This window comes from Flavobacterium artemisiae (genome assembly GCF_042678225.1).
GTDB classification, from domain to species: Bacteria; Bacteroidota; Bacteroidia; order Flavobacteriales; family Flavobacteriaceae; genus Flavobacterium; species Flavobacterium artemisiae.
This window is the reverse complement of record NZ_JBHUDZ010000016.1, coordinates 390,944-412,758: the sequence shown is the minus strand read 5'-3', so window position 1 is coordinate 412,758 and position 21,815 is coordinate 390,944. Positions and strand designations below refer to the sequence as shown.

The 21,815-nt window shown below is 32.8% G+C and carries 18 protein-coding genes; 12 read left to right on the top strand and 6 right to left on the bottom strand.

Features of this window, described 5'->3' with window-relative positions:
* Positions 1–69: 69 nt before the first annotated feature.
* The 4 genes from ACFSC2_RS18100 to ACFSC2_RS18085 all read right to left on the bottom strand — a co-directional run bounded on the left by ACFSC2_RS18100 (position 70) and on the right by ACFSC2_RS18085 (position 5,231).
* A complete protein-coding gene (locus ACFSC2_RS18100; RefSeq protein ID WP_379815745.1) occupies positions 70–1,146 on the bottom strand; it encodes a helix-turn-helix transcriptional regulator in 1,077 nt (358 codons plus the stop codon).
* A 36-nt stretch (positions 1,147–1,182) separates the two neighbouring features.
* Entirely contained in the window at positions 1,183–2,163 is a 981-nt protein-coding gene (locus ACFSC2_RS18095; protein ID WP_379815744.1) for a helix-turn-helix transcriptional regulator, read from the bottom strand.
* A 638-nt stretch (positions 2,164–2,801) separates the two neighbouring features.
* Positions 2,802–4,133 (bottom strand): sigma-54-dependent transcriptional regulator, encoded by a 1,332-nt coding sequence (locus ACFSC2_RS18090; RefSeq protein ID WP_379815743.1) that lies wholly within the window; start codon positions 4,131–4,133, stop codon positions 2,802–2,804.
* A 6-nt stretch (positions 4,134–4,139) separates the two neighbouring features.
* Positions 4,140–5,231 carry a sensor histidine kinase gene (locus ACFSC2_RS18085; RefSeq protein ID WP_379815742.1) on the bottom strand — a complete coding sequence of 364 codons (1,092 nt, stop codon included), beginning with the start codon at positions 5,229–5,231 and terminating at the stop codon, positions 4,140–4,142.
* Between the two features lie 425 nt (positions 5,232–5,656).
* Between ACFSC2_RS18085 and ACFSC2_RS18080 the strand changes: the two genes are divergently transcribed.
* The 5 genes from ACFSC2_RS18080 to ACFSC2_RS18060 all read left to right on the top strand — a co-directional run bounded on the left by ACFSC2_RS18080 (position 5,657) and on the right by ACFSC2_RS18060 (position 10,098).
* Entirely contained in the window at positions 5,657–6,199 is a 543-nt protein-coding gene (locus ACFSC2_RS18080; protein WP_379815741.1) for a YcxB family protein, read from the top strand.
* Between the two features lie 224 nt (positions 6,200–6,423).
* The gene (locus ACFSC2_RS18075; protein WP_379818682.1) at positions 6,424–6,822 is read left to right on the top strand and encodes a hypothetical protein; all 399 of its coding nucleotides are present in this window, start codon (positions 6,424–6,426) and stop codon (positions 6,820–6,822) included.
* 172 nt (positions 6,823–6,994) lie between these two features.
* On the top strand, positions 6,995–8,284 hold the full coding sequence (locus tag ACFSC2_RS18070; RefSeq protein ID WP_379815739.1) for a DUF4861 domain-containing protein: 1,290 nt from the start codon (positions 6,995–6,997) through the stop codon (positions 8,282–8,284).
* Between the two features lie 7 nt (positions 8,285–8,291).
* The gene (locus ACFSC2_RS18065; protein WP_379815738.1) at positions 8,292–9,614 is read left to right on the top strand and encodes a rhamnogalacturonidase; all 1,323 of its coding nucleotides are present in this window, start codon (positions 8,292–8,294) and stop codon (positions 9,612–9,614) included.
* A 307-nt stretch (positions 9,615–9,921) separates the two neighbouring features.
* Entirely contained in the window at positions 9,922–10,098 is a 177-nt protein-coding gene (locus tag ACFSC2_RS18060) for a histone H1 (protein ID WP_026729959.1), read from the top strand.
* Between the two features lie 264 nt (positions 10,099–10,362).
* Here the strand turns inward: ACFSC2_RS18060 and ACFSC2_RS18055 are convergent, their stop codons facing one another.
* Positions 10,363–11,403, bottom strand: coding sequence for a GntR family transcriptional regulator (locus tag ACFSC2_RS18055; protein ID WP_379815910.1), 1,041 nt, complete (start codon positions 11,401–11,403; stop codon positions 10,363–10,365).
* Positions 11,404–11,790: 387 nt separating this feature from the next.
* On the opposite strand from ACFSC2_RS18055, the gene rhaT reads away from it, so the two are divergent.
* The 7 genes from rhaT to ACFSC2_RS18020 all read left to right on the top strand — a co-directional run bounded on the left by rhaT (position 11,791) and on the right by ACFSC2_RS18020 (position 21,361).
* Entirely contained in the window at positions 11,791–12,840 is a 1,050-nt protein-coding gene (gene rhaT, locus ACFSC2_RS18050; protein WP_379815737.1) for an L-rhamnose/proton symporter RhaT, read from the top strand.
* 28 nt (positions 12,841–12,868) lie between these two features.
* Positions 12,869–15,004 carry a bifunctional aldolase/short-chain dehydrogenase gene (locus ACFSC2_RS18045; RefSeq protein ID WP_379815736.1) on the top strand — a complete coding sequence of 712 codons (2,136 nt, stop codon included), beginning with the start codon at positions 12,869–12,871 and terminating at the stop codon, positions 15,002–15,004.
* A 529-nt stretch (positions 15,005–15,533) separates the two neighbouring features.
* On the top strand, positions 15,534–16,808 hold the full coding sequence (locus tag ACFSC2_RS18040) for a sugar isomerase (protein WP_379815735.1): 1,275 nt from the start codon (positions 15,534–15,536) through the stop codon (positions 16,806–16,808).
* Between the two features lie 185 nt (positions 16,809–16,993).
* Complete coding sequence (locus ACFSC2_RS18035; protein WP_379815734.1) at positions 16,994–18,355, top strand: FGGY-family carbohydrate kinase; 1,362 nt, start codon at positions 16,994–16,996, stop codon at positions 18,353–18,355.
* Positions 18,356–18,450: 95 nt separating this feature from the next.
* Positions 18,451–19,191 carry a (Fe-S)-binding protein gene (locus tag ACFSC2_RS18030; RefSeq protein ID WP_379815733.1) on the top strand — a complete coding sequence of 247 codons (741 nt, stop codon included), beginning with the start codon at positions 18,451–18,453 and terminating at the stop codon, positions 19,189–19,191.
* Positions 19,192–19,380: 189 nt separating this feature from the next.
* On the top strand, positions 19,381–20,784 hold the full coding sequence (locus ACFSC2_RS18025; RefSeq protein WP_379815732.1) for a lactate utilization protein B: 1,404 nt from the start codon (positions 19,381–19,383) through the stop codon (positions 20,782–20,784).
* Entirely contained in the window at positions 20,774–21,361 is a 588-nt protein-coding gene (locus tag ACFSC2_RS18020; RefSeq protein ID WP_379815731.1) for a LutC/YkgG family protein, read from the top strand. The genes ACFSC2_RS18025 and ACFSC2_RS18020 overlap by 11 nt, the downstream gene beginning before the upstream one ends.
* A 66-nt stretch (positions 21,362–21,427) precedes the next feature.
* Here the strand turns inward: ACFSC2_RS18020 and ACFSC2_RS18015 are convergent, their stop codons facing one another.
* Positions 21,428–21,760, bottom strand: a complete 333-nt coding sequence (locus ACFSC2_RS18015; protein ID WP_379815730.1) for a YegP family protein — start codon at positions 21,758–21,760, stop codon at positions 21,428–21,430.
* Positions 21,761–21,815 lie beyond the last annotated feature (55 nt).

Sequence of the window (21,815 nt, the reverse complement as noted above, 5' to 3'; positions counted from 1 at the left end):
ATAGTTGAGATTTTAAACTGCTGTCAATTTAAGTTGACAGCAGTTTTTTTATGAATCAAAACAAAATATTTAAGATTTTGTTTTTCGTCTAATTTTTTTTTCAGATTTAAGTTTAATTTCATTTTCATTAGTCTCTAGATGACTTTTTTTTGAGTTCGGGGTTTTAACGAAGTCATTTGAAATTGAACTGTTTAAGTATTGACGATATTTTACAGAAAAGAAACTTAGCTTATTGTAATTAAGTTCGTAAATAACTTGGGTTATGGTCTCATATTTACCGCTTTTTAAAAGTTTTTGAGCCAATAAGATTTTTTCTTTTATAAATAAATTTTTAGGAGTATCATTATATTTTGCTTTAAAAAGAGTTTTGTATTTGGTAGAAGACATTCCCGCCATACCTGCTAAAAATACAATAGACGGAAAAGAACCGTGTAAATTGTTTATCAAATAATCTTTTGTTCTTTCAATTGCTTTACTTTCGATTTCTATTATGTGACTGGATTCTTTAGATGATGATTCGTGAAATTTATTAAAAAAGTTCCCTAGAACTTTTAAACATACTCCTTTCAGAAAAGAATCAAATGTAATCTCATCAATAGACTTGTTTTTAAGAGATTGAATAAGTAAAATGCTGTTGCTGTCGATATTTCCATAATGATACATTGCTTTTTTAGAGTTTTTTTCTTTTTCAAATTGATCTTCCTTTACAGATAATTTTTGGATAAAATCACGAAGTAAATTTTTATCTAATAATATTCTCAGTGCAACAGTTCTCTCATTTACAGCGGGCTTAAAAGTACTTTCAAGTTCATTATCAATTATTGCCAGATCTAATTGATTAAATGATCCAATTTGATAATCAATATTGTTTATTTTGATCAAATTAATATGTTCGCTGAGATCGAAATGAAAAATGTAGAGCTGATTGTTAGATTTCAACCTCGTAATTTTTAAAGGTTCTGTTGCTGTCAAATCAATATATACGGCAGATATACCGGTCATGATTTGTGTAAAATAGCAAAAACCCTTTCCTATATCTTTAGGTATGTTAATTAGCCTATTATCAATTAACGGAGTGTTGAATTGCGCCGCTAGATCGTTTTGCCATTCAGGAGTAAGACTGTAATAATGAGTTACTTTTTTCATATACTTGAGGGTTGCATGATACTTAAAAATGAATCATTATAGTTGTTTATTAAAAGCCTTTGGAGAAAGACCAAAGTGTTCTTTAAACTTAGATGCAAAATAAGAGTTGTTGGTAAAGCTTAATTCATCAGAAATTTGAGATATTGTTAATTGTTTTTTTTCTAAAAGCTCTTTAGCGTATAATAGTTTGTTGTCCATAAAAAAAACATTTGCGGTATTACCTGTTATTTTTTTAAATAAACTTTTAAATTTAGATTCAGACATATTGGCTCTTTTTGCCATGAACTCAATACTAGGGAAATGATCTTTAATATGACTGATTAAATACATTTGAGTGTTTATAATATTAGCAAGATCAACTTCATTTACTGTCTGAATAATAATCCTTTTTGTTGCTATTTTTTTTAGATAATTTGAAATCAATAATTGCACAGTCCCCCTAAGATTTAAATCAAATACAGCACCTCCGACTTCTAACTTTCGTAAATCATTTAGTAAATGAAAGCTCTCACTGCTCATACGATCAAATCGTACAATGGTATTTTTTTTCGAATTGACAACAGAATCAATATTTTGGATTTCGATATGATTTTTTTTAGTATAAGCTTTTATCATGCTTTTTTTGATAAAAATGCACAATGCAAAAGTCTTACTGCCAGCCTTGACATTATACACAGAATCCAGAGATCCGTCAATAACGGATAAATTATAATGCCACCTGCTGACATTAAACATAAATTGATCGCTGCTTACAGTAGCCTCACCATCGGTTAAGTTGTAATAAAAACCAACAAAATCTGGATTTTCATTTTTTTGTATTAATTGAAAATTCCTCAGATATTCAACATTTATATAGTAAGCAATTATGCCTTCTCCACAATCAAGAAAATAGCGTACTCCTCTCTGAGCATCTTCAGGAAGAATGATAAAGTTGCCGTCTATCTTACCGTCAAATTGCTTGGCATAATGCTCTGGCCATTTCAAATCTGCACTATAATAATGTTCGATTATTTTCATTAAGATGAATTTTATTATAAAGTTAATATTTTTTTTGTTAATTATTTGATTGTCAGTGCATTTGCTGTTGAGGATAAATAAAATAGATATTTCTATTCTTTATCTTTATGGTACACCAATACGACTCAAGTTAACGATATCAGCTTGCAGGTTTATTTTCGTATTCCAAATGCCATTCTTTTATAAAGTGGGTTTAAGAATACAAATAATTAAGATTTGGAGTTTATTTTAAGCGGTTATAATTTGATAAAGCTATATTGTTAGGTTGCTAATAGCTTTATTCTAAATTGTTTTTGACTAAAGCGAAGTCTTTAAATATATTTCAAGGTTTCTTTTGAATGATCTTTTGAAGATGTCTAAAAATTAAAATCTCCTTTGTGGTCGATTTTTTTTCTCTTACGAATTGGCAGTATTTTTTCATTATATATTTTTTTACCTTTAAAAGTTTTTCGTGTAATTTTTGTAAGATTTACTTTATTTTGACACTTATTTGACTTTTAGAGGCAAAAGATGTGCCTAACGTTTCTTAAAAGAATTAAGTTGTTGTCAGACAGTATCTTAATTTTTTATTAGTTTTGTTTTAAGAAATATTGAACGGTAAAAAAAAGAACAGAGCGAGGAATAATTCCGCATTTTGCTTAATTAATTTTTAGGTTTAATGTTTTACGGTCAATCTGAAGAATTTTTGCAGCTTTGGTTTTATTGTAGTCTACAGCAGCTAATACTCTTAAAATTTGATCTTTTTCGTATTCTTTTAAAGATTTAAAATTTTCATACTGTTCATGAATATGATATTTTAATTGTTCTGGAACATGTTTTATCTCGATTAATTCGTCACTCATAATAATCAAGCGCTGCATAATATTTTCAAGTTCTCTGATATTGCCAGGCCAGCTGTAACGAAGTAAAATTTCGTTAACTTTTTCGTCGATTCTAATTTGAGGTTTATTAAACTCAACAGAATATTTTTCGAGAAAATTTTGGACTAAAGGCAGAATGTCTTCTTTTCGTTCTCGAAGGGGTGTTGTTTTTATATTAACAACATTAATGCGGTAAAAAAGATCTTCTCTAAAAGTACCATCAACAACCATTTGCTGCAGATCATTATTTGTAGCCGCAATAATGCGTACATTTAATTTTTCAGGATGAACGGCTCCAATCTTTGTAATCTCTTTTTCTTGCAGTACTCGTAATAATTTAGTTTGAAAAGACATAGGAGCATTTCCGATTTCGTCTAGAAAAATAGTACCTCCCGAAGCTGCCTGAAACAGCCCGACCCTTGATTCGTTTGCTCCAGTAAAAGCACCTTTAACATGTCCAAATAATTCAGACTCTATTAATCCTTCTGCAATACCACCACAGTTTATCGCTATAAAAGGCATTTTTGCTAAAAGGCCTTTTTCGTGAATAGCTCTCGCAATGAGTTCTTTTCCAGTTCCGCTTTCTCCTTCAATTAAAATATTGACTTTGTTATTCTTAACACGATTTATTGTTTCTAAAATATCTCTAAACGAATCTGATCGTCCAATAATAAGGCTGTCGTTTTCATTCTCATTGTTAGAAAAAATGGATATTTCAGACACTTCTAAAGTGTTTTTTATTCTTTCAAACGAGGTTTGTATCGCTTTATAAAGTTCATCAGCAGTAAAAGGCTTTGTGAGATAATCGAGAGCACCAGATTTAATTGCTTTTACTGCGTTGTCAATACTAGGCATACCAGTAATAACAAGTTTTAGCATAGCAGGATAATGCTCTTCAGAGTAACGAATCAGTTCAATACCATTTATATTCGGCATATTAAGATCAGTAATCAGTAAGTCTATAGTGGTGTATTTTAAAACTTCAATCGCTTCGTTTACAGATGAAGCTTTGTAGGTGTGGTATTTGAGCTTTTTTAAATGACGCTGTAACAAGGCAAGCATATCGTAGTTGTCATCTACGATAAGTATATTTTCTTTCTTTAAATTCATTTTGTTTTAACTTATAGGTAACTTTATTTTGAAGATAGTTCCCTTAGGCTTATTGTCTTTTATGGTAATTTCTCCGTTATGATTTTTTACAATACCGTGCACTACGCTGAGTCCTAGACCGCATCCGTCTGAAGTAGGTTTCGTGGTAAAGAAAGGATCAAATATTTTTGGTTTAATTTCTTCTGGAACACCTGTGCCTTCGTCTGTTATAGAAAGATAGATATGTTCAAGATCGTTTTTGACATCTATTTTTATGGTGCTTTTTTCTGGAGACGCGTAAATTGCATTAATTAATAAATTAAACAAAACCTGCGTAAGCTGTACAGAGTCTATTTTGGCAGTTTGTCTATCATCTGCAAAATGAACTTGAGTTTTGATTTCTTTTTTTTGAAAGTTGGCTTTTAAAAATGATAATGCAAAGGATACAATAGGCTTAAGTTCTTGTATTTGCAATTGTTGAGGCATTTCACAAGAAAAATACATCAGCTTTTTTACGATTTCTCGTGAGTAGATGACAGAATTAATTATAGTAGAAATATCCGAATCTATATCTGGATCTGTATTTTGGTCTTTTATAAGTTCTGCTAAACCAAGAATATTTCCCAAAGGAGTATTTAATTCATGAGCGATTCCTGCCGTCATTTCTCCAAGCAGCGTTAGTCGATCCATTCTTTCGAGAGTTCTTCTTAAAAGAGCTTTTCGTTCAAGAGTTTGATATTTTTCAATAAAATTTCCAATTTCAAGAGCAATAGTTTCTAATAATGTTTGTTCATCTTCAGAAAAATCATCTGGAGTATATTTATTTGTCGGATAATGCACTTTAATATATCCTGACTCTTTTTTTGCGATGTAAATTGGACTTACTTGAAAGTAAGTATCTTCTACGTTATTTTCAGTATTAATTTTATAATCAAGAACATGAATTTCGACAACAGCATCACTCTCATAGCGCCAAGCATTTTTTACGCTAAAAATGATATTATTTAGTATTTCGCTGTTAACACAATTAGCTTGAGAAATAGTTTTTGATATTTCGTAAAGACAGGTTAATTCCTTGATTTTTTCTTTCAATTTTTCTTCGATAGGAGTAAACTTCATTGCGTAGGAAATTATTTATAATCGTTTTAGATAATTTTCAAAAATAGATAAATATTTGAATTCAAAATACAAAGATGTATTTTTATTTAACTATTTGAAAACAAAATAAATAGTGAAGTTTAATATGTCTTATTTTAGTACTTTTTTGACTTTTAGAGACGATTTTTGAAAACCGAATGGGTTATAGTTTTGCGTGAAAATAATGAAATGATTTTCAATAAATATTTTTTAAAAAATCTTACATTTTTCATCATGGTTTTATTACTATAAATGTATTTTCTTTTTATAAAAAGTTTTTCGCAAGTATTAAATCTTATTCTGATATTTTAATGGCTTATCGGGCGAGTAATTCCTTTTTTATCTAAATAATTTTGCCAAACCTAATTTGATTATTCGGGCTGAATAAAGAGGTTAAAAACAATATCATGAATACCACTAATTTTTCGATGGAATTTGAATTGAATGTTTCCGAAATCAGGAAACTTAACAAAATGTATTTCGAAAATTTATATAAACAACGTGTGTTGATTTTTTCTACAATAATGTTATTTAGCCTTATTCTATTTGATTTTTTAGAAATAGATGATAACAATGATTTTTTTCAATGGGTTATAAAAAGCCTGATTATAATTGTGTGCTTTTTATTGATTCAGTATTCTTTTGTAGAAACCATTTGTAATATCATTTTTAAAGCATCCCAAAAGCTTTTAAGGTCGGATAAGTTTATAAGTAAGTACAAATTCAATTTTACAAATTCTCTGATTTGTGTGCATTCGCCCCTTGGAGAGATTAAACATAAGTGGAATACAATAGAAAAAGCTATACTTACCAAAGATTTTTTCTTTCTCTATATAAAAGAACGCAATGCCTATATTATTTCGATTTCAACTAAAAATACAAAAGGAAGGGATATTGAAAAATTATTGGAGTTTATTGAAAATAATGTAACTCATGTCATCAAAACATAGAAATATTTTAAATGTCTTATTTTGATTGTTTTATGTCTTTTAGGAGCTTTTGATACTATAAGATAAATGGAAATTTGTACTCTGTCAAGCATTTGAAATATAAAAATGCTGGAAAACAGTTGATTTTAGATTAGGTTAAATTTTATTAATTGAAAAATTCTAAAGAAATGGTTATTAAAAAGGAACAAGTGCTGGTAAGGGATAACAAAGGTATTTTTCTTAAAATGTTTAAAAGAAGATTTAAAGATCAATTCGATTTCTCTGAAAACCCGCTCTTTAGTAAGTTCAAATATGAAACAACTAAGTTTGATCGCTATATTTATGTTTTACATGATAAATTTGAATTATTAGAATTTCTGAAAATAGAACAAAATAAAGCAAATGTTCTGGTTTGTTTATTCGATAAACAATTATACAGCAGTTTACTTTCATTTGAAGAGATTAAAAACTTAATTCTGGTAGACTCGTCAAAAACGAGAACGGAAATTATTAAAGATTTAAAAACTTATTTTAAAAGAAAATCAGATGATAGTTCGCAGCTAATACGCCGGACTATTTCAGATTCAGCTTTACTTCAAAGCAAATTTCAGGATAATTACAAAGCCATGTTTTTTTTAATGTAGTATTTTTTTTAAATGTTTTTTTACCTAGCTCCATAAAAGGGCAACTAAAAAGTGCAGGATAGTTTATCATGCACTTTTTTATTTCAATTTGTTTTTTTACTAAATGAAGTAAATTGACTGATTTTGAAGAATAAATGATTAAATTGTTCTAAAAATAAAAGTCAAGAAAGTAATGAAAAATAAAGCCAAATTTTATACACCGCTGTTGATTGTACCTATTTTGTTTGCATCATGTAAAGTGGCTCAACAATCTTCTGATAAGGTAATTATTGTAAAGAATACCAGTGAATTAACGTTATCTCAGAAAGAAGTTTCAATTACAAGAAATAAGCTTTCCAGCGAAAATTTAACAAACGCTTTTCCGATTTTAATTTTTAAAAACGATACCATTCCCGCGCAATTTAATGATTTGAACGGTGACGGAAAATGGGACGAATTATTTTTTACAGCTGATTTTTCTCCAAATGAAGAAAAAAGAATCGAGATCAAATCTTCCAATACAGATCCTAAATTCCCAATAAAAACCAGTGTAAGATTTGGGAAAAGAGAAGCGAAAGATTTGCCTGTGCATGCTGATACGCAGGAAGTTTTAATGGCAAATCAAGTTCACAAAAAACTAGGATATCAAAAATATCAAACTGATGGCCCAACTTGGGAAAATGATAAAGTAGGTTTTAGACATTATTTGGATGGTAGAAATTCTAAAGATGTTTTTGGTAAAAAACTACCTGGAATAACTCCAGAAAATGTCGGAATCAATAGTAAAGGAGCTGTCGAAGACAATTACCATGTAATGTACGATTGGGGAAGAGATATTTTTCCTGTTGGAAATTCCGTTGGTTTAGGTGGTTACGCTTTGTTGATTGATAATAAAATAAACCGACTTGGAATTTTAGGAAATGATACTATAAATAATGTAGAAAAAACAACTTTTAAAATTGTAACTGAAGGGCCGATAAATTCGGTTTTAAGCTATCATTACGAAAACTGGAAGGCTTCGGGAAATGTATATCAAGTTCAGGAAACAACTTCCATCTGGCCGGGAATGTACGGTTATAAAAATACAGTTTCTATTGAAGGTCTTAAAGGAAAAGAAACTTTCTTGGCTGCCATTTCAAATTTGAACAATAAAAACCCGCTAAAAGTAATCGAGGCTGGAGATTGGGTTTGTCTTATTCAGCATGATTATTTAACATACGAACGTCAATGGATTTTGGGAACAGCAATTTTGGTTCCTAAAAGCAGTTACGAAGGTTATATTGAAGCTCCAAAAACGGGACAATTAACAGACTCTTATTTAGCAAAACTGAAAATAGAAAATAACAAAGAAATAAGTTATTATGCAGTTGCAGCTTGGGAACTTAGTGCAGATAAGGGCTTTAATGACAGTGCTTTTTTTACACAATATGTTACAGATTTAGCAAAACAGCTTTCGGCTAAAATTAAAGTAGACATTAAATAAAAATCAAATGCGTCGATTTTTCTTGATTTTATGTTTGATAGGTTTTATAAATGATTCTTTTTCGCAAAAAGCAAAAGAAACTTTTCCTGATGGAACGCCTGTTTCAGAATGGTTTGGCAATTTTGAAAAGTTAGAATTGCAAAATCAGGGAAAACAATATGTAATTACCGATTTTGGAGTATTATTAGATAGTACAAAAGTTCAGACGAAAGAAATTCAGTCAGTAATTGATAAAGCATCAAAGAGTGGAGGAGGAGTAATTGTAATTCCAAAAGGCATTTTTCTGAGCGGTGCATTATTTTTTAGAGCAAAAACTTGTCTTTATATTAAAAAACACGGCGTTTTAAAAGGATCAGATAATATAGATGATTATCCTAAAATGCCTTCAAGAATCGAAGGTCAGAATTTGGATTATTTTCCAGCGCTGGTGAATGCGTATGGAGTTGATGGTTTTTCAATTTCTGGCAATGGAACTATAAATGGAAACGGAAGAAAGTTTTGGGAAGCTTTTTGGAAAAGACGTAGTGAAAACCCAGAATGTACAAATCTGGAAGTTTCTCGTCCGAGATTGATTTTCGTTCAGAATTCAAACAATGTGCAGTTTCAGGATGTAAAATTAATTAATTCTGGTTTTTGGACGAATCATTTTTATAAGTGTAAGAATATCAAACTGCTTGGACTTTATATTTTTTCGCCGCATATTGGTATAAAAGCGCCAAGTACTGATGCCGTAGATTTAGATGTTTGTGAAAATGTTCTCATAAAAGACTGTTATATGTCTGTGAATGATGATGCTGTTGCCTTAAAAGGAGGAAAAGGGCCTTATGCAGATCAGGATAAAAATAATGGCGCCAACAAGAATGTCATAATTGAAGATTGCACTTTTGGTTTTTGCCATTCGGCTTTAACGAATGGAAGTGAAGCTATTCATAATCGCAATATCATTTTTAGAAACAGCAAAATCGAAGGTGCTTCTCGTTTACTTTGGTTAAAAATGAGACCAGATACACCACAGCGTTACGAATATATTTTACTTGAGAATATAAAGGGAGAAGCAGAAACGGGTTTAGCCATATTTGCCTGGCGTCAGTTTTACGATTTAAAAGATCGAAAAGATATTCCGTTGTCTTACGGGGACCAGATAACTTTGCGAAATATTACGCTTAAATGCAAAACGTTTTATGGCGTTGAAAAAGATGAAAATGTAAAATTAACCAATTTTAAATTTGAGAATTTAGACATAGAATCTGAGAAGATAAAAATTGATAAAAGCTTAATCAGCGGCGTAATTTTTAAGAATGTATACTTAAATAAGATACTTGTGGAGTAGTTTTTCCGCAATTGCACAAAATTTCCGCAGTTTTATGTAAGAAAAAAAGAACAATCTGGTGGACACATTTGTAGAATTTATGCAAATGCAAAAACTATTTTACAAGGTAACAGAATAAAGGTTTTTTACTGTTTCTAAAATAAGTGTTTGATTGCTAGATGGTTGTATTTGCTGAGATTTGGTAAATACTAAGAGTCAATTTATTGTAAAGAAAATGAATGAAAAACTGCATTAAATTTAACAGCATTTTTGTTGTAACTGTCACACAAACTTTTATTTTTGTGGCTTAATTTAACAATATATAAGCATGAAAGATTTATTAGTAAAAATCAACGCCGAAATTGACACATTTAAAGCAGAAGCGGAATCTTTAACTGAAAAAGGTATCAAAGCTGCAGGACCAAGAGCACGTAAAGCTACTTTAGAAATCGAAAAACTTTTAAAAGAGTTCAGAAAAGTTTCTATCGAAGAATCAAAAAAATAATACAACTAAACCTCGCTTCTAAAGCGGGGTTTTTTTATAGCTTTTCACTCCGAGATTTTTTTTGCCGCAAAGGCACAATGACACAAAGTTTTTTTCATGAGTCTGAGTTTAGTCCATATCATATTTATTCAACACGACTCGACCGAAGAGAACAGACGCAGTAATTCACGAATTGCATTAGAAAAAGTTTGTGAGTTCCTGACGAATAATTTTTAGGCAAAGAATAGAAACCTTTGCATCTTTGCTACTTTGAACCTTTGCCCCTTAAATAGAATTCCTATCAATAAAATTAAAAGGCACTTTTACCTGACCTTTTTCTTTATTCAAAATCATTCGCGCAGCAGTTTCGCCCATAATATTGAAGTCGGTTGACATCACGGTTATTCCAAGTAAATCTTTTAGCGGCGTATCGTTGTATGAAATGACACCGATATCTTTTCCCAAGACAAATTCTTCGTCACGAATTTGTTTTACTAAATTCACTAGATCTGATTCTTCAATTGTGATAAATAAATCTCCCTTTTTAAGGATCATATCATCATAAACCTCGCTCAGAATTTCAAAGTTAATTTCGTGCTCCACACAGAATTTTCTAAATCCGTGGAGGATTCTTCTCGGGTATGGATAAACGGCTTTGTCAGGATAAACCAGAATAAGACGTTTATATTTGGTGATTTTAGGAAGTCCTTCTTTTAAAGCGTTGTAGATATCATTTTCAAAATCTTGGTAAATTTTAATTACATCGTCGCTTGTGCCGAGTTTAATATTATCTAAAACAACGAGTTTGTCAGCAGGAATATTTCGAATTGCATTTACTACTTCATCAGTAAAACTCAAATGTTTTAATTCTTCGGTTTTAAAATGTGTTGTAATTACGTAATAATCGTAAGCGCCTTCAAATTTGTCTAAGATATTTAAAAATAAAGTTTCGTCGCAGTGATAAATTTGGAGATCAACATGTGCATTGGCGCCCAAAGTATCAATAAATGAACTATAGGTTTTCATCTTGTACGAACTCAGTTTATTGGTCAAAAACAAAATATTTACCTTAGATTCTAATTTTGTTCTTGTTATATAATAACCTTTTCCTCTAATTGAAGAAATGATTTTTCGTTCCTTTAAGATATTATAAGCCTTTTCTACAGTATCACGTGACATGTAGAATTCTTCACTAAAACTATTAATTGAGGGAATTTTTTGATTGATCTTTAAATTTCCGTTGGCGATGTTTTGAAGGATCGAGTCTACAATTTGTTTGTATTTTGGTACTCTCGAATCTTCATCTATTTTAATAAGTTTAATCATGATATCTGGGAGACTTGTGTCGTATTTCAACGAAACGAATTTTTAATTATAACTTTTTTTCCAAAAAAAACTCTTTATCCAAACTTTTACGGCCACAATTCAACATTCATTCAAAAAAGAGATTTTTTGACAAGGCTTGTAATACTTTTTTTATAATTTTTGAAATATCCTCAAAATGCGGATTCAATAATTACGAAATCGATTGCTAAAATAGCCATTTTAAATTTATTATTCCAATAATTACAAGGTGTTATTTCTAATAATCTTTAGATTTAACAAAAAAAGTAAAAACCGTAAAGGATAGTACAGGACAGTTTTGTTTTTTACATTCTATTATTTTACAAAACCAAACTGCTATCAAACTAACCAAAAACTAAAAATTATTAAATGGAATCATTATTAGGAATCATTTTTCATTCTATCGGAGGATTTTCTTCAGGTAGTTTTTATATGCCTTTTAAAAAAGTAAAAAAATGGGCTTGGGAAAGCTATTGGCTCGTAGGAGGATTTTTCTCTTGGCTGATCGTACCGCCAATCGCAGCTTACTTAACGATTCCACATTTTGGTGAAATTATCGCAGCAGCTTCTCCGTCAATAAAAGCTTTTACATTTTCGATGGGATTAGTTTGGGGAGTAGGCGGGCTTACTTATGGTTTGGGCGTTCGTTACTTAGGGATGTCTTTAGGAAACTCAATCACTCTTGGATTTTGTTCTGCATTTGGAGCTTTAGTTCCGTCAATCTATTACGATATATATCCGACAGAAGGGAAAATTTCTTTTAGCGATATGTTAGCTACTTCAGGCGGACAATTGGTTTTATTAGGAGTTGCCGTATGTCTTTTGGGAATTGCGATTTCTGGAAAAGCAGGAATGCTGAAAGAAAAAGATTTTGCGACAGGTCACGAAGATAAAGACAAAGATTTCAGTTTAGCAAAAGGTTTAACGGTTGCTGTTATTTCGGGTATTTTAAGTTCATTCTTCAACTACGGAATCGAAGCAGGAAAACCTATGGCAGAACAGGCGGTTATAAATGGCTGTAATCCTTTATTTCAAAATAACGTAACATATATCGTTTTGCTTTGGGGCGGTCTTACAACCAATTTTATTTGGTGTCTTTATTTAAACTTTAAAAATAAAACAATTGGAGATTATGTAAACAAATCTACTCCAATTACTAAAAATGTGCTTTTCTCAGCACTTGCTGGAACCATGTGGTTTTTACAATTTTTCTTCTACGGAATGGGCGAGAGCAAATTAGGAAACGGTGCAAGTTCATGGATTTTACACATGGCAACCATTATCCTGACAGCAAATTTCTGGGGATTTTATTTGAAAGAATGGACGGGAGTTTCTAAAAAGACATTTAGAACTTTCATCTGGGGAATCGGGCTGATTATGCTTTCGATCGTTTTGGTAGGAATTGGTAACTCATTATAAATAATCAAAGAAATAATATATAAAGTATATGTCGAATACAATTAATACAAATTTTAAGCATGTAAGCTACCTTTGGGATGATGCTAAAGCCGCTGCGTTGGCGGGTGATGAAGTAGCGCTTTTTATTTATCGTTCTAACTTGTTAGGAGCTGATTTAAGATTGACCAACTATGGAGGTGGAAACACTTCTGTAAAAATTACAGACAAAGATCCGTTGACTGGAGAATCTTCTGAAGTAATGTGGATTAAAGGTTCTGGCGGTGATATCGGAACATTGACAAAATCAGGTTGTGCAGCTTTGTATTTGGACAGACTTCGTAATCTTGAAAATGTTTACAGAGGAATCGAATTTGAAGACGAAATGGTAGAATTATTCAACCACTGTATTTTCGATTTAGCGTCAAAAGCTCCTTCTATTGATACACCTTTACACGGATTTCTTCCGTTCAAACATATCGATCATTTACATCCAGATGCGGCAATTGCTATCGCTGCTGCGAAAGATGGAAAGAAAATTACAGAAGAATTATTCAACGGAGAAATTGGCTGGGTAGGCTGGCAGCGTCCAGGATTTGATCTTGGTCTTCAGTTGAGAGCTTGTTTAGAAGAAGCAGCACAAAACGGTAAACAATTACGCGGAATCATGTTAGGTTCTCACGGTTTATTTACTTGGGGAGATACTGCGTTTGATAGTTATATCAATACGCTGGAAGTAATCGAGAAATGTGCTTCTTATTTAGAAGATAATTACGGAAAAAAACGTCCAGTTTTTGGAGGAAAGAAAATTGACAGTCTTCCAGAAGCAGACCGCAAATTAAAAGCTGCAAAAGTAGCTCCGATTTTAAGAGGTTTCTGTTCGTCAGAGCGTCAAATGATCGGACATTATACAGATGATGCACGAGTTTTAGAATTCATTAATTCTAATGATCTTTCAAAATTAGCTCCGTTAGGAACTTCTTGTCCGGATCACTTCTTGAGAACTAAAATCAGTCCATTGGTTTTAGAATTAGATCCAAACGAAGATTTATCAGATGTTGAGGCTATCAAAGCAAAATTAACTCCTGCTTTTGAAGCTTACCGTGCAATGTATAAAGATTATTACAATGCATGTAAAAAAACAAATTCGCCAGCAATGCGTGACCCAAACCCAGTGGTTATTTTATATCCTGGAGTTGGAATGTTCACTTTTGCTAAAGATAAAACAATGGCGCGTTTAGCATCTGAATATTATATCAATGCTGTAAACGTAATGAAAGGTGCAGAAGCAGTTTCAGAATATACTTCTTTACCACACCAAGAAGCTTTTGATATTGAATATTGGTTGTTGGAAGAGGCTAAATTACAGCGTATGCCAAAACCAAAAGCATTATCTGGAAGAGTAGCTCTTATTACAGGTTCTGCGGGCGGAATTGGAAAAGCTATTGCTAAAAAATTCGCTCAAGAAGGTGCTTGTGTTGTGATTAATGATATTAACGAAGAGCGTTTAGAAGGTGCTTCTGCTGAATTTGTAAAAGCGTTTGGTAAAGATGCAGTTTCTAGTACATTATTGAATGTTACTGATGAAGTAAGTACAGAAAAAGCATTATACGAAGCTTCTCTAGCTTTTGGAGGTGTTGATATTATTGTAAATAATGCTGGAATCAGTATTTCTAAATCTATCGCAGAACATACTCTTGAAGAGTGGGATAGATTGTACGATATCTTGGTAAAAGGACAATTTATTGTTTCTAAAGCCGGAATCGAAGTTATGCGCAAACAAGGTTTTGGAGGTGATATCGTAAATATCGTTTCTAAAAATGCTGTAGTTGCAGGTCCGAACAATCCTGGTTATGGTTCGGCAAAAGCGGCTCAGGCGCACCTTACACGTTTAATGGCTGCAGAACTTGGAGCAGACAAAATTCGTGTAAACACAGTAAATCCTGATGCAGTAATTTCAGACTCAAACATTTGGTCTGGCGGATGGGCAGAAGGTCGTGCAAAAGCATACGGAGTTACAGTTGAAGAACTTCCAGCTTACTATGCAAAACGTACGTTATTAAATGAAATCATATTGCCTGATGATATCGCAAATGCTTGTTTTGCGTTTGTTGGAGGTTTCTTGAATAAATCTACAGGAAACGCCTTAAACGTAGACGGCGGCGTAGCAATGGGCTTTTATAGATAAAGATTGTTTAGGTTTTTATATAAGTTTGTTTAAGCAAAAGTGGTTTTTTGTGGTCTAGCGTTCGATGTATTTCGGACGTTAGATTTTTTTAGACATAACACTTTTTGAACTTTATAAAAATCAAAAAAAGTGAAGTAAAACCAGAGTTAAGATATTCTAATTTGACTTTTTAGTACAGCCACAGATTAAAGGATTAAAATGATTTAAAAAAATCTGCTCAATCGGCAAAATCTGCGGGAGAAAATTTAAACACATAGAAACATAGATTTTTAGTTTTAGAAAAGGAAAATGAAAGAAACTTGTTTCTAACACATAGCTGGACGTTAGCAGCTTTGTCAAAGTTTTAAACTTTGACAAAGCTTTAGACTTTGACAAAGCTTTACGTAAAGAATTAAGCAACTAACTATGTTTGTTAAGACAAGTGAACCGCCTTTTTTCCAAAAAGAAAAACTATGACTCTATGTGTTAAAAATAATATACTAAGCGTATAAAATTTATATATTGTAACTCTATTAAAATATCAATAACTATGTTAATCGGATCAAACCACATCGAATCTCATAACGAGGATTTATTAAAAAAACACCAGAACAAATTAGTTTTTACGGCATCAGAAATTAATGATACAGAAGCAATTATTCAAAAATTAATCGACTTTCAAATTGCCATTCCATCTTGGGCTTTAGGAACAGGAGGAACAAGATTCGGACGTTTCGCTGGAGGAGGAGAACCTCGTTCATTAGAAGAAAAAATCGAAGATGTTGGTTTGCTTCATAAATTAAACAATGCTTCAGGAGCAATTTCACTTCATATTCCGTGGGATATTCCAACCAATTATAACGAAATTAAAACATTAGCGGCACAGCACGGATTAAAATTCGATGCTATGAACTCGAACACGTTTCAAGATCAGGCAAGCGCTGAGCATACTTACAAATACGGTTCTTTACAAAACGTAAACAAAGCAGTTCGTAAACAAGCAATTGCACACAATATAGAAGTAATTAAACACGGAATCGAATTAGGATCTGAGTCTCTAACAGTTTGGTTAGCTGACGGTTCTAACTTTCCAGGACAATTAAATTTCAGAAAAGCATACCAAAATACATTAGAAAGTTTAGAAGAAATCTACGATGCATTGCCTTCAAACTGGAAATTATTTTTAGAATACAAATGTGCTGAGCCTAACTTTTATTCGACGACAGTGGCTGATTGGGGGCAATCATATTCGTACGTAAAAAAGTTAGGCGACAAGGCGCAGACATTGGTCGATCTTGGACACCATTTACCAAATGCTAATATTGAGCAGATTGTTTCTATTTTATTGATGGAAAACAAATTAGGAGGTTTCCACTTTAACGATTCAAAATACGGTGACGACGATTTAACTGCAGGAGCTTTAAAACCATATCAATTGTTCTTGATTTTCAACGAATTGGTTGAAGGTATGGATGCAAGAGGAATGAATCATGCCAAAGATTTAGGCTGGATGATTGATGCTTCTCACAACATCAAAGATCCGTTAGAAGATTTATTACAGTCAGTTGAAGCGATTATGATTGCGTATGCTCAGGCACTTTCTGTAGACAGAAAAGCGTTGGAACAGGCACAAGAAGAAAATGATGTAGTAAAAGCGCAGGAAATTCTTCAAAATGCTTTCCGTACAGATGTTCGTGCGTTAGTTGCAGAAGCTCGTCTTCGTGCAGGTTCGGCATTAAATCCGGTAGCATTATATCGTTCACTTCAAGTGAGAGAAAGTCTAATTGACGAAAGAGGTTTAAAAACAGTAGCAACTGGTTTGTAGTTTAGTTGCTAAGTTAAGAGTTAGAAGTTGTGCTTTAAACGTAAAAAAAATAAAAGTTAGAATTGATCGACTATTGTTGGTCTCATATCAAACTTTTTTAGCAAAAACATAATTCCATAACCCAATCCTCTTAACTTACAACGCATAATCTATAACCCCTAACGCATAACCCATAACCAAAATAAATGAATGTAGTTGCGATTTTTGATATTGGTAAAACAAACAAAAAGGTTTTTTTATTTAATGAAAATTATAAAATTGTCTGGGAAAAATCAGTAAATCTGGAAGAGACCAAAGACGAAGACGGTTTTCCGTGTGAGGATATAGAGGTTCTTCAAAAATGGATTCTAGATCGATTAGACGAAATAAAAAACCTAACAGATTATGTTTTAAAAGCCATCAATTTCAGCACTTACGGTGCCAGCTTTGTTTACGTAGACAAAAATGGAAAGGTTTTAACTCCTCTGTATAATTACTTAAAAAATTATCCAGAGGATTTAAAAGCTGGTTTTTATGAAAAATATAAAGGAGAAGAAAAGTTCGCTGTAAAAACGGCTTCTCCGGTTTTAGGCAGTCTCAATTCGGGAATGCAGATTTACAGATTGAAAGAAGAAAAACCAGAATTGTTTAAAGAAGTGGCGCATTGCCTGCATCTGCCACAATTTTTGAGTTTTCTTTTAACGAATGAAGCTTACGCTGATATTACAAGTATCGGCTGTCACACGAATTTGTGGAATTTCAAAAAAATGAAATATCACAAATGGCTGAAAGAAGAAGGAATCGCAGAAAAATTACCGCCGATTCATTTCGGAAAAGATGTAATTAAAAACAACGACGGATTAGCTGTCGGCGTTGGACTTCACGATAGTTCATCAGCGATTATTCCGTACACAATCAATTTTACAGAACCTTTTGTTTTATTGTCGACAGGAACGTGGAGTATTTCCTTAAACCCTTTCAACAACAAACCATTAACTTTTGAAGAATTAAAACACGATTGTTTGTGCTATATGCAATACACAGACAAGCCGGTAAAAGCGGCGCGTTTGTTTGCCGGAAACGAACACGAAGTGCAGACCAAACGATTGGCAGAACATTTTAATGTTCCGGTTGACACGTACAAAGAAGTCTATTTTGATAAAAAAATCGTAGCCAATTTACGTTCGCTGAACTATCAGATTTTTTATCCTAAAAAGTACGATTTTGATATTTTAAAAGAATGTCCGTTTCAAAAAAGAGATTTGGCTTATTACAAAGATTACGAAACGGCTTATCATCAATTAATGTTGGATTTGGTAGAACAGCAATACTTTTCGACCAATTTGGTAATTCACAACAGTCCTGTAAAAAAGATTTTTGTGGACGGCGGATTCAGTAAAAATTCGATTTATATGAATTTATTAGCCGAAGCTTTTCCAGATGTTGAGGTTTACGCGGCGTCTATGGCGCAGGCGAGTGCTTTGGGAGCAGCGCTGGCAATTCATCAAAATTGGAATCCTAAACCAATCCAGAATGATTTAATTGACTTGAAATTCTATAAACATTAGGTAAAAACGGTCTGTATGTTGTAAATTTGCCAAGAAACGTATTTTTTACATTTTTACAGTACACGCCGAATGAACAACACACTAAATACTACAACATGAAAATTGGACTTTTTATACCTTGTTATGTCGACCAATTTTACCCAAAAGTAGGCATCGCAACCTACGAATTACTACAAAAATTAGGTTGTGAAGTCGAATTTCCGATGGGACAAACCTGCTGCGGACAACCAATGGCAAACAGTGGTTATGCACATTTAACAAAAGGATGCGACGCCAATTTTATTGCCAATTTTACCGGATTTGATTATATCGTCTGTCCTTCTGGAAGCTGCGTTTTGCATGTGAAAGATCATTTGCACGACGAAAACCAAGAAGAAAAAGCAACAGCCATTCGAAATACAGTTTACGAATTAACAGAATTTATTACTGATGTTCTCAAAATCGATCATATAAACGGAAATTTTCCTTTTAAAGTTGGAATGCACCAAAGCTGTCATGGACAACGCGGTTTACATCTTTCGCAAATGACAGAATTAAATGCACCGTTTTTCTCAAAACCACAACAATTACTTCAAAACATAAAAGGTTTGGATTTGGTTTCGCTTTCGCGAAAGGACGAATGCTGCGGTTTTGGAGGAACTTTTTGTGTTACAGAAGAAGCGGTTTCAGTAAAAATGGGACTAGATCGTATCAAAGACCACGAGAGCCACGATGTCGATTTTATCACTGGAGGAGATATGTCTTGTTTAATGCATTTAGAAGGAATTCTAAAGAGACAAAACAGTCGTGTAAAAACAATTCATATTGCTGAAATATTAAATTCACTCGAAAATTAATTTTTTTCTACCATTAAGATATTAAGTAAATTAAGTTTTGATTGAAATATTTAATGGTGAAAATTAAGAGATTTAAGTGATTTCAAATTAAGCTTAATTTTCTTTAAATATTAAGAGATTAGGTTTATAAAGTTTTGGCTTAATTTACTTAATGCCTTAATGGTAAAAACAACTTTTAACCGACAAAAGATGTCATCAGAAAAAATAATACCGCACAGCGAGGCCGCAACAAAATTTAATAAAGATGTGGAGCGTGTCAATTGGCATGATGAAACGCTTTGGTTTGTCCGTGCGAAAAGAGATAAATCCGCACATCAAATTCCGGACTGGGAATTGATACGCGAAACGGCTTCGCAAATCAAAAACAATGTACTTTCTAATATTCACGATTATTTAGTTCAATTTGAAGAAAATGCAATAAAAAACGGTGTAATCGTACATTGGGCAGCCGACGGAAAAGAACATAACGAAATTGTACATTCGATTTTGCAGAAGCATAATGTAACGCAGATGGTAAAATCAAAATCGATGCTTACAGAAGAATGCCATTTAAATGATTATTTAGCCGAAAAAGGCATCGAAGTTATCGACTCTGATTTAGGAGAATATATTGTACAGCTTCGTAAAGAACCGCCGAGTCATATTGTACTTCCGGCAATTCACTTAAAAAAAGAAGATGTAAGTGAAACATTTCACGAACATTTAGGAACAGAAAAAGGAAACTTTAATCCGCAGTATTTGACAGAATCTGCGCGTCAAAGTTTACGAAATACATTCTTAACTAGAAAAGCTGCTTTAACCGGAGTCAATTTTGCCATTGCAGAAACGGGAGAATTTGTGGTTTGTACAAACGAAGGAAACGCCGATATGGGAGCGCATTTAGCAGACGTTCATATCGCATCAATGGGATTCGAAAAACTGATTCCGAAAAGAGAACATTTAGGTGTTTTTCTAAGATTATTAGCCAGAAGTGCAACAGGTCAGCCGATTACGACTTTTTCAAGTCATTTTAAAAAGCCGCGAGACGGAAAAGAAATGCACATCGTAATTGTAGACAACGGAAGAAGTACACAATTAGGAAGACCTGAATTTAGAAATTCGCTGAAATGCATTCGCTGCGGTGCCTGTATGAATACTTGTCCTGTTTATAGACGAAGCGGCGGGCACAGTTATCACAATGCCGTTGCAGGGCCAATTGGTTCTATTTTAGCACCAAATTTAGATATGAGCAAAAATGCCGATCTGCCTTTTGCCAGTACCCTTTGTGGCTCTTGCACCAACGTTTGTCCGGTAAAAATTGATATTCACGACCAATTGTACAAATGGCGTCAGGTTTTGGTAAAAGAAGGACATACGCCAACTGCAAAAACAGTTGCAATGAAAACAATGGCGACTGTTCTGGCAAATCCAACCGTATTTAATATTGCTGGAAAATCGGGCCGATTTGTAATGAAAAATATTCCGTCTTTAGTCAATAATAAAATGAATAAATGGTACGATCAGCGCGAAATGCCAGCAGTTCCAGAGGAATCTTTTAGAGAATGGTACAAGAAAAATTCGAGAGCATCTAAAGCAAAAGACAATGAGCAGTAAAGAAGCAATTTTAAATAAAATAAAACAGAACAAACCGGAATTCGTTTCAGAACTTCCAGATTTAAGCGTTTTGGGTTCAGATCAGTTTGATGTTTTAGAAACGTATAAAACCACTTTAAAAAACATTGGAGGCGATTTTGTAGAAGTTTCGAGTATCGATGAAGTGCTATCTTATGTGAAAGATAATTACGCAGTCGAAAAACGCATTATTACAACGCTTCCTGAATTTGCAGAAATTGCAAGTTTAGACTGGAATAACGATGATCCGCATTCATTGGCAAATGTAGAATTGACTATTTTAAAAGGACATTTTGCAGTAGCAGAAAATAGTGCAATCTGGGTTACAGATAGTATTTTGGGACAAAGAGTTGCACCTTTCATAGCGCAATATTTGGCAATAATTGTAGACAAGAAAACGATAGTTTCAACAATGCATCAGGCATATGAGAAAATAGGAAATTTAGATTATGGCTTCGGAACCTTTATTGCCGGGCCTTCTAAAACCGCTGATATTGAACAGTCTTTGGTTCTTGGAGCGCATGGAGCGAGAGGACTTGTGGTGTTTTTATTAGAATAATTAAAATTAAATATAATGAAAAAGCGAGGCCTAAACCTCGCTTTCTTATTTTGCAGCAGTTTTTAATTATGCTGTTTGATCATCAGTTTCTGCATCAGGAGCATTCTTCTTAACAGATTCAATTCCGTTTTCTCTTGCGCTTGTGCTTTCGTACATTTCGCTTGCTCCAATAATTTGACCGTTTCCAGCTTTTAAATTGAAATAAGGTTTACCGCTTTTAGACTCTAATCTATCGTAACGACCATCATCAGATGCATTTTTTTTAACAGATTCAATCCCGTTATTGCAAGCCGTTTTTGTAGTATAACCTTCGCTTGTTAAAATGGTCTGGCCATTTCCAGCTTTTAAATTAAATTGAAACTCTCCGTTGGCTCTCGTAGTAATTACAAATTTTCCCATGCAGTTTTAAATTTTAAGGTGAGTATAAATTATTTTGCTATTGATAAAAATACAA

Bases quoted from the DNA above. Each gene is read 5' to 3' on its own strand.
- ACFSC2_RS18035 (WP_379815734.1), top strand. From the start codon at position 16,994: ATGAATGTAGTTGCGATTTTTGATATTGGTAAAACAAACAAAAAGGTT.
- ACFSC2_RS18030 (WP_379815733.1), top strand. From the start codon at position 18,451: ATGAAAATTGGACTTTTTATACCTTGTTATGTCGACCAATTTTACCCA.
- ACFSC2_RS18025 (WP_379815732.1), top strand. From the start codon at position 19,381: ATGTCATCAGAAAAAATAATACCGCACAGCGAGGCCGCAACAAAATTT.
- ACFSC2_RS18040 (WP_379815735.1), top strand. From the start codon at position 15,534: ATGTTAATCGGATCAAACCACATCGAATCTCATAACGAGGATTTATTA.
- ACFSC2_RS18100 (WP_379815745.1), bottom strand. From the start codon at position 1,146: ATGAAAAAAGTAACTCATTATTACAGTCTTACTCCTGAATGGCAAAAC.
- ACFSC2_RS18080 (WP_379815741.1), top strand. From the start codon at position 5,657: ATGAATACCACTAATTTTTCGATGGAATTTGAATTGAATGTTTCCGAA.
- ACFSC2_RS18055 (WP_379815910.1), bottom strand. From the start codon at position 11,403: ATGATTAAACTTATTAAAATAGATGAAGATTCGAGAGTACCAAAATAC.
- ACFSC2_RS18065 (WP_379815738.1), top strand. From the start codon at position 8,292: ATGCGTCGATTTTTCTTGATTTTATGTTTGATAGGTTTTATAAATGAT.
- ACFSC2_RS18060 (WP_026729959.1), top strand. From the start codon at position 9,922: ATGAAAGATTTATTAGTAAAAATCAACGCCGAAATTGACACATTTAAA.
- ACFSC2_RS18075 (WP_379818682.1), top strand. From the start codon at position 6,424: ATGTTTAAAAGAAGATTTAAAGATCAATTCGATTTCTCTGAAAACCCG.
- ACFSC2_RS18020 (WP_379815731.1), top strand. From the start codon at position 20,774: ATGAGCAGTAAAGAAGCAATTTTAAATAAAATAAAACAGAACAAACCG.
- ACFSC2_RS18015 (WP_379815730.1), bottom strand. From the start codon at position 21,760: ATGGGAAAATTTGTAATTACTACGAGAGCCAACGGAGAGTTTCAATTT.
- ACFSC2_RS18045 (WP_379815736.1), top strand. From the start codon at position 12,869: ATGTCGAATACAATTAATACAAATTTTAAGCATGTAAGCTACCTTTGG.
- ACFSC2_RS18090 (WP_379815743.1), bottom strand. From the start codon at position 4,133: ATGAATTTAAAGAAAGAAAATATACTTATCGTAGATGACAACTACGAT.
- rhaT (WP_379815737.1), top strand. From the start codon at position 11,791: ATGGAATCATTATTAGGAATCATTTTTCATTCTATCGGAGGATTTTCT.
- ACFSC2_RS18085 (WP_379815742.1), bottom strand. From the start codon at position 5,231: ATGAAGTTTACTCCTATCGAAGAAAAATTGAAAGAAAAAATCAAGGAA.
- ACFSC2_RS18070 (WP_379815739.1), top strand. From the start codon at position 6,995: ATGAAAAATAAAGCCAAATTTTATACACCGCTGTTGATTGTACCTATT.
- ACFSC2_RS18095 (WP_379815744.1), bottom strand. From the start codon at position 2,163: ATGAAAATAATCGAACATTATTATAGTGCAGATTTGAAATGGCCAGAG.